At 61.3% G+C, this 13,109-nt stretch carries 15 protein-coding genes; 11 read left to right on the top strand and 4 right to left on the bottom strand.

Features of this window, described 5'->3' with window-relative positions; genetic code table 11:
- Position 1: 1 nt before the first annotated feature.
- Positions 2–346, bottom strand: a complete 345-nt coding sequence (hypA, locus tag MKR05_RS10735; RefSeq protein WP_004205644.1) for a hydrogenase maturation nickel metallochaperone HypA — start codon at positions 344–346, stop codon at positions 2–4.
- A gap of 210 nt (positions 347–556) precedes the next feature.
- On the opposite strand from hypA, the gene hycA reads away from it, so the two are divergent.
- The 9 genes from hycA (at position 557) to hycI (ending at position 8,361) form a co-directional block, all read left to right on the top strand.
- Positions 557–1,006, top strand: a complete 450-nt coding sequence (hycA, locus tag MKR05_RS10740) for a formate hydrogenlyase regulator HycA (RefSeq protein ID WP_004205645.1) — start codon at positions 557–559, stop codon at positions 1,004–1,006.
- 82 nt (positions 1,007–1,088) lie between these two features.
- Complete coding sequence (locus MKR05_RS10745) at positions 1,089–1,697, top strand: 4Fe-4S dicluster domain-containing protein (RefSeq protein WP_023290796.1); 609 nt, start codon at positions 1,089–1,091, stop codon at positions 1,695–1,697.
- Positions 1,694–3,520: a formate hydrogenlyase subunit 3 gene (gene hycC / locus MKR05_RS10750; RefSeq protein WP_048298108.1), complete on the top strand. Its 1,827-nt coding sequence runs from the start codon at positions 1,694–1,696 to the stop codon at positions 3,518–3,520. Before MKR05_RS10745 ends, hycC begins: the two co-directional genes overlap by 4 nt.
- Before the next feature lie 2 nt (positions 3,521–3,522).
- Complete coding sequence (locus MKR05_RS10755; protein ID WP_023290794.1) at positions 3,523–4,446, top strand: respiratory chain complex I subunit 1 family protein; 924 nt, start codon at positions 3,523–3,525, stop codon at positions 4,444–4,446.
- A gap of 16 nt (positions 4,447–4,462) precedes the next feature.
- Positions 4,463–6,172, top strand: coding sequence for a formate hydrogenlyase subunit HycE (gene hycE, locus MKR05_RS10760; RefSeq protein ID WP_004205649.1), 1,710 nt, complete (start codon positions 4,463–4,465; stop codon positions 6,170–6,172).
- A 9-nt stretch (positions 6,173–6,181) separates the two neighbouring features.
- Positions 6,182–6,724: a formate hydrogenlyase complex iron-sulfur subunit gene (locus tag MKR05_RS10765; RefSeq protein ID WP_023290793.1), complete on the top strand. Its 543-nt coding sequence runs from the start codon at positions 6,182–6,184 to the stop codon at positions 6,722–6,724.
- Entirely contained in the window at positions 6,724–7,491 is a 768-nt protein-coding gene (locus tag MKR05_RS10770) for an NADH-quinone oxidoreductase subunit B family protein (RefSeq protein ID WP_002914891.1), read from the top strand. Before MKR05_RS10765 ends, MKR05_RS10770 begins: the two co-directional genes overlap by 1 nt.
- Positions 7,488–7,898 carry a formate hydrogenlyase maturation HycH family protein gene (locus MKR05_RS10775; RefSeq protein ID WP_023290792.1) on the top strand — a complete coding sequence of 137 codons (411 nt, stop codon included), beginning with the start codon at positions 7,488–7,490 and terminating at the stop codon, positions 7,896–7,898. The genes MKR05_RS10770 and MKR05_RS10775 overlap by 4 nt, the downstream gene beginning before the upstream one ends.
- A complete protein-coding gene (gene hycI, locus MKR05_RS10780) occupies positions 7,891–8,361 on the top strand; it encodes a hydrogenase maturation peptidase HycI (protein ID WP_023290791.1) in 471 nt (156 codons plus the stop codon). Before MKR05_RS10775 ends, hycI begins: the two co-directional genes overlap by 8 nt.
- Positions 8,362–8,372: 11 nt before the next feature.
- Here the strand turns inward: hycI and MKR05_RS10785 are convergent, their stop codons facing one another.
- The 3 genes from MKR05_RS10785 to ascF form a co-directional block, all read right to left on the bottom strand.
- Complete coding sequence (locus MKR05_RS10785) at positions 8,373–8,666, bottom strand: SymE family type I addiction module toxin (protein ID WP_048298107.1); 294 nt, start codon at positions 8,664–8,666, stop codon at positions 8,373–8,375.
- A 180-nt stretch (positions 8,667–8,846) separates the two neighbouring features.
- Positions 8,847–10,271, bottom strand: a complete 1,425-nt coding sequence (locus MKR05_RS10790; RefSeq protein ID WP_048298106.1) for a 6-phospho-beta-glucosidase — start codon at positions 10,269–10,271, stop codon at positions 8,847–8,849.
- A gap of 26 nt (positions 10,272–10,297) precedes the next feature.
- On the bottom strand, positions 10,298–11,740 hold the full coding sequence (ascF, locus tag MKR05_RS10795; protein WP_044524499.1) for a PTS cellobiose/arbutin/salicin transporter subunit IIBC: 1,443 nt from the start codon (positions 11,738–11,740) through the stop codon (positions 10,298–10,300).
- A 65-nt stretch (positions 11,741–11,805) separates the two neighbouring features.
- On the opposite strand from ascF, the gene MKR05_RS10800 reads away from it, so the two are divergent.
- A complete protein-coding gene (locus MKR05_RS10800; RefSeq protein WP_176694557.1) occupies positions 11,806–11,952 on the top strand; it encodes a hypothetical protein in 147 nt (48 codons plus the stop codon).
- A gap of 53 nt (positions 11,953–12,005) precedes the next feature.
- Positions 12,006–13,019, top strand: a complete 1,014-nt coding sequence (locus tag MKR05_RS10805; RefSeq protein WP_048298105.1) for a LacI family DNA-binding transcriptional regulator — start codon at positions 12,006–12,008, stop codon at positions 13,017–13,019.
- The last annotated feature ends 90 nt before the right edge of the window (positions 13,020–13,109 follow it).

Consider the following 13,109-nt stretch of genomic DNA (forward strand, 5'->3'; position numbering starts at 1 on the left):
TTTACTCCAATTCTAAACGCTGAATCTGTAAGCCGTCATCCGCCACGATCTGTAGCTGGTCGTTATTGCAGTGCGGGCAGCGGCGGACGTGCTGCGAGACAAGATGGACGTATTGCTGACAGCGTTCGCACCAGCATTCAGCCTGTTGTTCGGCGATATGCAGTTCGCACCCCTCCGCCAGCGTGCCGCGGCAGACCAGCTCAAAGCAGAAGGTCAGGGCGCTGGCTTCCACGCAGGAAAATGCTCCCACCTTAAGCCACACGCCGGTCACCCGCCGCGCGCCGGCCTGCTGCGCCTGTTGTTCAATAATTTCCAGCGCCCGCTGGCTGAGGGTGATTTCGTGCATAGTCGCCTCCGTATCGCGATGCGCCTTTTATGCAATAACGGTGCCAGAAGGGACTCGTGGCGGCAGGAAATGTCGATGACGACGCGCCCGGGCTGTCATCGACATGTCGCGTCGGCAGGGAATAAATATAAAAACATAATTAAATCAAATAAATAAAATGTGGCACGGAAAATGCTTAGACGGTGCATCTCATGCTACGGAGAAACCGATATGACTATTTGGGAAATAAGTGAAAAGGCGGATTACATCGCCGACCGTCACCGGCAGCAGCAGGAGCAGTGGCATATCTACTGTAACTCGCTGGTTCAGGGGATCACCCTGTCGAAAGCCCGCCTGCATCACGCGATGAGCTGCGCGCCGGACAAAGAGCTGTGCTTCGTGCTGTTCGGCCATTTTCAGGTGTTCGTCGCCCTGGCGGAAGGCTTCAACAGCCACACCATCGAATACTACGTCGAAAACAAAGGCGGCGGTGATAAGTATCTGATTGCTCAGGCCACGCTCGCCGCGGATGGCACGGTGGACGGGCGGATCAGCAACCGCTCCCGCGACCAGGTGCTGGAGCATTATCTGGCGATTATCGCCACCGTCTATGACCGTCTGTACGACGCCATGGAGCAAGACCAACCGGTGGACTTAAGCCATCTGGCCCTGACCCACTGATCGCAAGGTGTCGACACGTGTCGAAAATGACACCTGCGCAACCTGATTTCGTCAAAAGTGACTTTCACCCGAGGATGACCCGGTGAACCGTTTTGTAATTGCTGACTCCACTGTCTGTATCGGCTGCCGCACCTGCGAAGCCGCCTGCTCTGAGACGCATCGCCAGCACGGCCTGCAGGCTATGCCGCGGCTGCAGGTGATGCGTAATGAAAAAGAATCGGCACCGCAGATGTGCCACCACTGCGAAGACGCCCCCTGCGCCGCTGTCTGCCCGGTAAACGCCATCCAGCGCGTCGATGGCGCCGTCCAGCTCAACGAGAGCCTGTGCGTAAGCTGCAAACTGTGCGGCATCGCCTGCCCGTTTGGCGCGATCGAATTTTCCGGCAGCCGTCCGCTGGATATTCCGGCCAATGCCAATACCCGGCTGGCGCCCCCCGCGCCGCCGGCGCCAGCCCGCGTCAGCTCGCTGCTCGACTGGGTGCCGGGCGTGCGCGCCATTGCCGTGAAATGCGACCTCTGCCACTTCGATGACCAGGGCCCGGCCTGCGTGCGGACCTGTCCGACCAAAGCGCTGATGCTGGTGGATAGCCGTGATATCGCCCAGGCCAGCAAGCGTAAACGCCAGCTGACCTTTAATACCGACCTTGGCGACTTGTCGCTGTTCCAGGCGCAACAGGGGGAGAGGGAATGAGTGTAATTGGATTAGTCAATCAGGCGGTGACGTGGTACGCCGCCAGCGCCGTGCTGGCCTTTGTGTTTGCCATGCGTAAACCGCTCAGCGGCGCCATTGCCGGGATTGGCGGCGCGGTGGCCAGCGCTATGCTGGTGGTTGCCGGCGGCGCCGCGCTGCTGATGCCGGATCGGATCCACGGCGGCATGCTGCAGTTTCTCCATCTGACAATGCGGGTGGGCGGCGTCAATGCCCTGTGGCTGCTGGCCATCGGCCTGTCGGCGCTGCCGGTGTCGCTGTTTAACATTAGCTGGCATCGCCACCCGCAGGTGAAGGCCAACGGCCTGCTGGTCAACCTGCTGCTGGCCGCCGCCACCTGCGCGGTGGTGGTGACCAACATCGGTTCGCTGGTGGTGATGGCGGAGATCATGGCGCTCTGCGCGGCGTTTCTCACCGGCTGCGCCGCCTCCGGTAAGCTGTGGTTTGCGCTGGGTCGTCTCGGCACGCTGTTGATGGCATGGACCTGCTGGCTGGTGTGGTCGACCTACGGCACCCTCGAGCTGGCGCAGATCAATCTCCAGGCGGTGGATATGATGCAGAACCCGCTGCTGTGGCTGCCGGGGCTGGCGGGATTCGCCCTGCTGGCGGGGGCGATCCCGCTGCACGGCTGGGCGCCGCAGGCTCACGCCGGGGCCAGCGCGCCGGCCGCCGCGCTGTTTTCCTCTGTGGTCATGAAGGTCGGTCTGTACGGCATGTTAACCGTTTCGCTGGCCGGCGGCGTGCCGCCGCTGTGGTGGGGCGTGATGCTGCTGGTGCTGGGGATGATCACCGCCTTCATCGGTGGGCTGTATGCGTTGATGGAGCATAACATTCAGCGCCTGCTGGCCTATCACACCCTGGAGAATATCGGCATCATCCTGCTGGGGCTGGGCGCCTTCGTCACCGGCGTAGCCACCCGCAACAGCACGCTGATGGTGCTGGGATTCATCGGCGGCATGTATCACCTGATTAACCACAGCCTGTTCAAAACTACGCTGTTCCTCGGCGCCGGGGCGGTGTGGTTCCGCACCGGCCATCGCGATATCGAGAAGCTGGGCGGCATCGGTAAAAAAATGCCGCTGATCTCCCTCGCCATGCTGGTGGGGCTGATGGCGATGGCGGCCTTGCCGCCGCTGAACGGCTTCGCCGGCGAGTGGGTCATCTACCAGTCCTTCTTCAAAATGAGTACCAGCGACCTGTTTATTGGCCGTCTGCTGGGGCCGCTGCTGGCGGTGGGCCTGGCGATCACCGGCGCGCTGGCGGTGATGTGTATGGCCAAAGTCTATGGTGTCACCTTCCTCGGCGCGCCGCGGAGCAAAGAGGCGGAAAACGCCACCTGCGCCCCCTGGCTGATGACCCTGAGCGTGGTCATGGCGGCGGTCTTCTGCCTCGTTGGCGGCATTGCCGCGCCGTGGCTGCTGCCGCTGGTGAGCGGCGCCTTCCCGCTGCAGGCCCAGGTGTCGAGCGTGGTGTCGCAGCCGATGATCGCGCTGCTGCTTATCGCCTGCCCGCTGCTGCCGTTCCTGCTGATGATCTTCTTTAAAGGCGATCGCCTGGCGGCGCGCTCGCGCGGCGCGGCCTGGGTCTGCGGCTACGATCACGAACAGTCGATGGTGGTTACCGCCCACGGTTTCGCCATGCCGGTGAAAGAGGCCTTTGCGCCGCTGCTGAAGCTGCGTCACTGGCTGAACCCGGTGCGTCTGGTGCCGGGCTGGCAATCGGCCTCGGCGCCGGCGCTGCTGCGCGCAATGGCGCTGGTTGAGCTGGCGGTGCTGGTGGTGATTGTCATTTCCCGAGGAGCCTGAGAATGAGTCTGTTAATTGCATTGCTACAGGCGCTGGCGCTGTTTGCCGTCGCGCCGCTGTTATCCGGGATCGTCCGCGTCGCCCGCGCGCGGCTGCATAACCGCCGCGGACCGGGCGTGCTGCAGGAGTATCGGGATATCCTGAAATTGCTGGGCCGCCAGAGCGTCGGTCCCGACGCCTCGGGCTGGGTGTTCCGCCTGACGCCGTACGTCATGGTGGGCGTGATGCTGACCATCGCCACCGCCTTGCCGGTGGTGACGGTGGACTCTCCGCTGCCGGTGCTTGGGGATCTCATCACCCTGATCTACCTGTTCGCCATCGCCCGTTTCTTCTTCGCGATTTCCGGTCTGGACACCGGCAGCCCGTTTACCGCGCTGGGTAGCAGCCGCGAAGCGATGCTCGGCGTGCTGGTGGAGCCGATCCTGCTGCTGGGCCTGTGGGTCGCCGCGCAGGTGGCGGGCTCCACCCATATCAGCAGTATCACCGACACCCTTTATCACTGGCCGGCAGCGCGCAGCATTCCACTGATTCTGGCGCTGTGCGCCTGCGCCTTCGCCACCTTTATCGAGATGGGCAAATTGCCGTTCGATCTGGCGGAAGCGGAGCAGGAGCTGCAGGAGGGGCCGCTTTCCGAGTACAGCGGCAGCGGCTTTGGCATCCTGAAGTGGGGCATCAGCCTCAAACAGCTGGTGGTGCTGCAGATGTTTGTCGGGGTCTTTTTCCCGTGGGGCCAGATGACCAGCTTCAGCGTCGGCGGCCTGCTGCTGGCGCTGGTGGTGGCCGTCGTCAAGCTGGTGGTTGGGGTGTTGATCATCGCGCTGTTTGAAAACAGCATGGCGCGTCTGCGCTTCTGTGCCACCTCCCGCGTCACCTGGGCCGGGTTTGGTTTCGCCTTTTTAGCTTTCGTCTCCTTGCTGGTGGCGTGATTAAGAGAGTTTGAGCATGTCTGAAGAAAAAATCGGTCAACACTATCTTGCGGCGCTGCACCAGGCCTTTCCGGGCGTGGTGCTGGACGAAGCCTGGCAGACCAAAGATCAGTTAACCATCACCGTGAAGGTCAATTACCTGCCGGAAGTCGTGGAGTTTCTCTACTACCAGCAGGGCGGCTGGCTGTCGGTGCTGTTCGGCAACGATGAACGTAAGCTGAACGGCCACTACGCGGTCTATTATGTGCTGTCGATGGAGCAGGGCACCAAATGCTGGATCACCGTGCGTGTGGAAGTGGATGCCAACAAACCGGAATACCCATCGGTGACGCCGCGCGTGCCGGCGGCGGTGTGGGGCGAGCGCGAAGTGCGCGATATGTACGGCCTCGTGCCGGTTGGCCTGCCGGACGAACGCCGTCTGGTGCTGCCGGACGACTGGCCGGACGAACTCTATCCGCTGCGTAAAGACAGCATGGACTATCGCCAGCGTCCGGCGCCGACCACCGACGCCGAAACCTACGAGTTCATCAACGAGCTGGGCAGCAAGAAAAACAACGTGGTGCCGATCGGCCCGCTGCACGTCACTTCCGATGAGCCCGGCCACTTCCGCCTGTTCGTTGACGGCGAGAACATTATCGATGCCGATTACCGTCTGTTCTATGTCCATCGCGGGATGGAGAAGCTGGCGGAAACCCGCATGGGTTATAACGAAGTCACCTTCCTGTCGGACCGGGTGTGCGGCATCTGCGGCTTCGCCCACAGCACCGCTTATACCACTTCGGTGGAGAATGCGATGGGCATCGTGGTGCCGGAGCGGGCGCAGATGATCCGCGCCATTCTGCTGGAGGTGGAACGCCTGCACTCGCACCTCCTGAACCTCGGTCTGGCCTGCCACTTCACCGGCTTCGACTCCGGCTTTATGCAGTTCTTCCGCGTGCGCGAAACCTCGATGAAGATGGCCGAGATCCTCACCGGCGCGCGGAAAACCTACGGTCTGAACCTGATCGGCGGGATCCGCCGCGACCTGCTGAAAGAGGACATGATCCAGACCCGCCAGCTGGCGCAGCAGATGCGTCGCGACGTGCAGGAGCTGGTGGATATGCTGCTCAGCACCCCGAACATGGAGCAGCGTACTGTCGGCATTGGCCGTCTGGACCCGGAAATCGCCCGCGACTTCAGCAACGTTGGCCCGATGGTGCGCGCCAGCGGCCACGCTCGCGATACCCGCGCCGACCATCCGTTCGTCGGCTACGGCCTGCTGCCGATGGAAGTCCACAGCGAACAGGGCTGCGACGTCATCTCCCGCCTCAAGGTGCGGATCAACGAGGTTTATACCGCGCTGAACATGATTGATTACGGTCTCGATAACCTGCCGGGCGGTCCGCTGATGGTGGAGGGTTTCACCTATATTCCGCACCGCTTCGCGCTGGGCTTCTCAGAAGCGCCGCGCGGGGATGATATCCACTGGAGCATGACCGGCGACAACCAGAAGCTGTACCGCTGGCGCTGCCGGGCGGCGACCTACGCCAACTGGCCGACATTGCGCTATATGCTGCGCGGCAATACCGTTTCCGATGCGCCGCTGATCATCGGCAGCCTTGACCCGTGCTACTCCTGTACCGACCGCATGACCGTGGTCGATGTCCGCAAGAAGAAGAGCAAAGTGGTGCCGTACAAAGAGCTGGAGCGCTATAGCATCGAGCGTAAAAACTCGCCGCTGAAATAAGGAATCGCCATGTTTACCTTTATTAAAAAAGTGATTAAGACCGGCACCGCGACGCACGCCTATCCGCTGGAGCCGATGCCGGTAGATAAAAACTTCCGCGGCAAGCCGGAGCATAACCCGCAGCAGTGTATCGGCTGCGCGGCCTGCGTGAACGCCTGCCCGTCGAACGCCCTGACGGTAGAGACCGATCTGGCCACTAACCAGCTGGCGTGGCAGTTCAACCTCGGGCGCTGCATCTTCTGCGGCCGCTGTGAAGAGGTCTGCCCGACGGCGGCGATTAAGCTGTCGCCGGAGTATGAGCTGGCGGTGTGGAAGAAAGAGGATTTCCTCCAGCAGTCGCGCTTCGCTATCTGCCACTGCCGGGAGTGCCAGCGGCCGTTCGCGGTGCAGAAGGAGATCGACTACGCCATCGCGCTGCTCAAGCATAACGGCGACACCCGCGCCGAGCTGCACCGCGAAAGCTTCGAAACCTGCCCGGAATGCAAGCGCCAGAAATGCCTGGTGCCGTCCGATCGTATTGAACTGACCCGCCACATGAGGGAGGCCAGCTGATGAGCACTTTACTTGGCCCACGCGATGAAAACGGCATTCCGGTGCCGATGACGGTGGATGAATCCATCGCCAGCATGAAGGCCTCGCTGCTGAAGAAAATCAAACGTTCCGCCTACGTTTATCGCGTCGACTGCGGCGGCTGTAACGGCTGTGAAATCGAAATTTTCGCTACCCTTTCACCGCTGTTCGACGCTGAACGCTTCGGGATTAAGGTGGTGCCTTCGCCGCGCCATGCCGATATCCTGCTGTTTACCGGGGCGGTGACCCGGGCGATGCGCTCCCCGGCGCTGCGCGCCTGGCAGTCGGCGCCAGATCCAAAGATTTGCATCTCCTACGGCGCCTGCGGCAACAGCGGCGGCATCTTCCACGACCTGTACTGCGTCTGGGGCGGTACCGATAAAATCGTACCGGTCGATGTCTATATCCCGGGCTGCCCGCCGACGCCCGCCGCCACCCTGTACGGCTTCGCCATGGCCCTCGGCCTGCTGGAGCAGAAAATTCACGCCCGCCTGCCGGGCGAGCTTGACGAACAGCCGACCGAGCTGCTGCACGCCGATATGGTGCAACCCCTGAGGGTGCGCATCGATCGCGAAGCGCGCCGTCTGGCGGGCTATCGCTATGGTCGGCAGATTGCCGACGACTATATGCGTCTGCTCGGCCAGGGCGACAGCCAGGTGCTGCGCTGGCTGGAGGCGGAGAAAGATCCGCGTCTGACCGAGATCGTCACCCATCTCAACCAGGTGGTCGAGGGGGCGCGTATCCGATGAGCGAGACGGTGGTGTTCAGTCAGCTGAGCCGTAAATTTATTGATGAGAACGACGCCACGCCGGATCAGGCGCAGCAGGTGGTCTATTACAGCCTGGCGATTGGCCACCACCTCGGCGTTATCGACTGTCTCGAGGCGGCGCTGAGCTGCCCGTGGGACGCGTATCTGGCATGGATCGCCACCCTTGAGGCCGGCAGCGTCGCGCGGCGCAAAATGGAGGGGGTGCCGAAGTATGGCGAAATCGTCATCGACAGCAGCCATGTGGCAATGCTGGCCAACGCCTTTGATAAAGCGCAGTCCGCGCAGACCCCGCAGCAGCAGGCGTGGAGCAAAACAATGCTCAGCATGCTGCATGATATTCACCAGGAAAGCGCCATCTACCTGATGGTAAGGAGATTACGTGACTGACGTTTTACTCTGTGTCGGCAACAGTATGATGGGCGACGACGGCGCCGGCCCGCTGCTGGCGGAGATGTGCGCGGCGAACCCGGCCGGCCAGTGGGTGGTCATCGACGGCGGCAGCGCGCCGGAAAACGACATCGTGGCGATCCGCGAATTACGCCCCGAACGCCTGCTGATCGTCGATGCCACCGATATGGGCCTAAACCCCGGCGACATTCGCGTCATCGACCCCGACGACATCGCCGAGATGTTTATGATGACCACCCATAACATGCCGCTCAACTATCTGGTCGATCAGCTGAAAGAGGACGTCGGCGAAGTGATCTTCCTCGGCATTCAGCCGGATATTGTCGGTTTTTATTATCCGATGACCCAGCCGGTGAAAGCCGCCGTTGCCCGGGTGTACCAGCAGCTGGCAGGCTGGCAGGGCCACGGCGGCTTTGCCCGGCTGGAAGCCGCAGACGATTAACCCTGCGGTGCTCAGGGCTCCCCGACGGCGAGCGACTGACCGGCCGGGAGCCCCGTTACCGGCGGCGCCAGCTCAAGATTCTCTATCACTAATTTACCGGGCGACACCGAGACTCTGACCTGCGTGCCGACCGGGAATCCCGCCTGCTCCAGCCAGTCGCCGTTCAGGCTCAGCGCCGCATGGCGGGTGTAGCGCCGCGTCTCCCGCGTTTTGCGGTTCTCATGGCGTTTTCTGACATACCCCACGGTTAACTGGCGAATGGCCCTGGCGATCCCTCCGGCTGCGGTGGTGTGCTGTGCGTTCATGATGTGCTCCTTGCTGAAAATACCCCTGAAAACATACTGGATAAAATACCAGTTGTTGTGAACGGGAGGCAAACCAGAAACTGGAATCAGGCTCGAGAAAAAAACATGTAATAGATGCAACAGAAAGCAGCGCCCGTCCCCCGGTTAGCGCGGAGAGACGGGCGAGCGCGGGAGACGCGCTTAGTCGAGGTCGGCGCCGTTGCTGGCTATCACCTTCTGGTACCAGAAGAACGACTTTTTACGCTTGCGCGCCAGCGTGCCGTTGCCGGCGTCGTCGCGATCGACATAGACAAAGCCGTAGCGCTTGCTCATCTCGCCGGTTGACGCCGAGACCAGATCGATGCAGCCCCAGCTGGTGTAGCCCAGCACCGGAATACCGTCGCCGATGGCGTCGCGCATCGCCTTGATGTGCTCGCGCAGGTAGCTGATGCGATAGTCGTCATTGATCTCCCCCCTGGCGTCAATCTCGTCCCGGGCGCCGAGCCCGTTTTCCACCAGGAACAGCGGTTTCTGATAGCGGTCGTACATCATGTTCATGGTGATGCGCAGGCCCAGCGGGTCGATGCCCCAGCCCCATTCGCTGGCCGGAATGTGCGGGTTCTTCAGCGACTTGACGATGTTGGCGGCATTGGTGTTGCTGGCGTTCATCTCCGCCGAGGCGCAGCGCGAGGCGTAGTAGCTAAAGGAGACGAAATCGACGGTGTTTTTGAGGATCTCATCATCGCCCGGCAGCTTCGCAATGGTGACCCCCTTTTCCCGGAATACCCGCGCGGCCCATACCGGGTAGGCGCCGCGCGCCTGGACGTCAATAAAGAACAGGTTTTCGCGGTCCTTCTCCAGCGCCATCCATACATCTTCCGGCTTGCAGGAGTAAGGGTAGAAATTACCGCCCGCCAGCATGCAGCCGACCTGATTCTGCGGGTTTATCTCGTGGGCGATTTTTGTCGCCAGCGCGCTGGCCACCAGCTCGTGATGCGCCGCCTGGTACTTCACCTGCTCCTGATTTTCTCCCTCTTCAAACACCAGCCCGGCGCCGGAGTAGGGGCTGTGCAGCATAATGTTGATTTCATTGAAGGTGAGCCAGTATTTCACCAGACCGTCAAAAGCTTCAAAGCAGGTGCGGGCGTAGTGGCTGAAGAAATCGACCATTTTGCGGTTGCGCCAGGAGCCGTACTCCATCACCAGATGCATCGGCACGTCAAAATGGCACAACGTCACCAGCGGCTCGATACCGTGCTTTTTGCACTCCTCGAACAGCGAACGATAGAAGGCGATACCCTGCGGATTCGGCTGCTGCTCGTCGCCGCGCGGGAACAGGCGGCTCCAGGCGATGGAGGTGCGAAAGACGCTGAACCCCATCTCCGCCATCAGGGCGATATCTTCCTTGTAGCGGTGGTAGAAATCGATCGCCTCGTGGCTGGGGTAGAATTCGTCTTCGCGAAGCGTGAAGCGCTTCTCCAGACCTAATTTTACCGGCAGACGGTGGGCGCCGTGGGGGAGGGTATCCACGGTGGCCATCCCTTTCCCCCCTTCGCGCCATGCGCCTTCTGACTGGTTGGCGGCCAGTGCGCCGCCCCATAAAAATCCCTGTGGGAAACTCGCCATGCGTTACCTCGTTATTAATGGTGTGTTCAGGCGTGGGTTGCCTGGGCCTGGGCCTGGCGCGCTCGGGCGTCGGCGGCGGCCTGTTCAACGGGAATATCTTCAAAGCCGAGGATCAGCGTCAGGGCAAACGACAGCACTACCGACAGCGCCATCACGCCAAACACCCAGACGATGGTCATTGGATTGGCTGGATCGAAAAACTGCACGCTGGTGAACAGCCCCGGCGCCGCCATCGAGTGGCTGGCCAGTCCGGCGATGCCCGCCACCGCGCCGCAGATAAAGCCGCTGATTAAGCTGGCGATCAGCGGGCGTTTCAGGCGCACCGCCACGCCGTACAGCGCCGGTTCGGAAATACCGGCCAGAATCGCCGATGCCGCGGCGGCCAGCGCCGTCTGGCGCAATTCCGGGTTTTTCGTTTTCCACGCCACCGCCAGCGAAGAGCCGCCGAGCGACAGGTTGGCGCCGATCTCCGACGGCATTACCATGCCCTCTTTGCCGGTTTCGGCGATGGTCTGAATGATGGTCGGCGTAAAGACCCGGTGCATGCCGGTCATCACCAGCAGCGGCCACAGCCCGCCCATGATCGCCACCGACAGCCAGCCGAGATAGCTGTGGATCGTATAGACCAGTGCGGAAATGGCGCTGCCGATCCAGATGCCGAGCGGGCCAATCAGCAGGATCGCCAGCGGGGCGGCGATCAGCACGATCAGCATCGGCTTAAGGAAGTTTTTCGTCACCGCCGGGGTAATGCGATCCACCCAGCGTTCGATATACGACAGACACCAGGTCATCACCAGCGCCGGGATCACCGTGTAGGTGTATTTCACCGCGGTCACCGGAATAAGGGCAAATTCGACGTGTTCGCCCTGGGCGGCTTTGGCCATTAATTCGATAAACCCGGGATGCACCAGCACCCCGGCGATAGCGATGGCCAGCGACATATTGGTTTTGAATTTCACCGCCGCGGAGGCGGCCACCATCAGCGGCAGGAAGAAAAACGCGCCGTCGCCGATAAGCGTCAGGAGGGTCAGCGTCGGCGAGCCTTTCGGCAACGCGCCGCTCATCTCAAGGATCATCGCCAGCAGCTTGACCATCGATCCGCCGATAATCGCCGGGATCAGCGGCGACATGGTGCCGATCAGCGCGTCGAGGATCCCGGCGCCGATGCGTTTCAGGGTGACCGGCGCTTTGCCCTGCGGCTCGACCGGGCGCAGGTCGCCAGGCAGCAGATTCACTACCTCGCGATAGGCCTGAGAGACCGTGTTGCCGATGATCACCTGGCACTGATTATCGCTGCGCACGACGCCGAGCACCCCGGTCAGGCCTTTCAGGGTAGGGCTATCGACCTGTTCGTTGTCTTTGACCACGAAGCGCAGACGCGTCATGCAGTGGGTCACGGCGACGACGTTATCGACTCCGCCTAATGCCGCGACTATCTGTTGCGCCAGGGCTGCATAATTTTTCGACATCGGATTTTATCCTGTTTATCAATAGGGTACTGATCTGTTACCGCGCCGCATCGTCGGGCGATACCATGCTTTATAGGAAACCGGTTCCACAAAATCATGGTGAGTTTCATTTGATTGCACAAGAAATAAAAAAAGATAATCTCATTTTTGTGATTTTGATCGCGAAGCGTCGCGGCGAGCAGGATCGCGGTGGTGAGCAGGGGGTGCTGTAAAAGCCAGAAACGTGCAGTACACTGCCTGCAACTTTTGCAACAGGAAGAATCACATGGCAACGATGCTGGAGGTCGCAAAGCGCGCGGGGGTATCGAAGGCGACCGTGTCGCGGGTGCTGTCGGGCAACGGCTATGTCAGCCAGGAGACCAAAGACCGGGTGTTTAAGGCGGTGGCGGAGAGCGGCTACCGACCGAATCTGCTGGCGCGCAACCTGGCGACCAAAACCACGCAAACCCTTGGCCTGGTGGTGACCAACACCCTCTACCACGGCGTCTATTTCAGCGAGCTGCTGTACCACGTGGCGCGGATGACGGAGGATAAAGGGCGGCAGCTGATCCTCGCCGATGGCAAGCACAGCGCGCAAGAGGAGCGGGAAGCGATCCAGTATCTGCTGGATCTGCGCTGCGATGCGATCATCATCTACCCGCGCTTTCTCACCGTCGACGAGATGGACGAGATCGTTGAGAACCACTCGCAGCCGATCATGGTGCTGAACCGCCGGCTGCGCCGCCACGCCAGCCATTGCGTCTGGTCCGATCAAAAAGCGTCGGCGATGCGGGTGGTGGAGCGGCTGATTGCCCTGGGTCACCGCGATATCGCCTTTATTACCGGCTCCCTTGACTCGCCCACCGGCGTCGAGCGCCTTGCCGGCTACAAAGACGCGCTGGCTGGCCACGGCATTCCCCTCAACGAGGCGCTCATCGCCGAAGGACGCTGGACGCCGGAAACCGGCGCGGCGGCGGTGGAGAGCCTGCGTCAGCGCGGGGTGACCTACAGCGCGCTGGTGGCGAGCAATGACGATATGGCCATCGGGGCGATGAAGCAGCTTCACCAGCTGGGCGTTAAGGTGCCGGAGCAGGTCTCGGTGGTGGGGTTTGACGATATTGTGCTGGCGCCGTACATGGTGCCGTCGCTCGCCAGCGTCCGGGTGCCGGTGACGGAGATGATTAAAGAGAGCATTAATCGCCTGATATTTATGCTCGATGGCGGGGAATTCAATGTTCAGCAGAGTTTCCCCGGGGTGCTGATCGAGCGTGAGTCGCTGGTGTCAGGTCCCTGCGCCTGACGTCGTCAGCTGTCATCGTCACTACTGACGATGACAGCGCGCTAACCATTAAATTTTACTTATTATCAATAAGATAAAAACTGGAACGTA

Origin of the sequence: Klebsiella sp. K5-204, from assembly GCF_030128585.1 — a bacterium.
GTDB classification, from domain to species: domain Bacteria; phylum Pseudomonadota; class Gammaproteobacteria; order Enterobacterales; family Enterobacteriaceae; genus Klebsiella; species Klebsiella quasipneumoniae.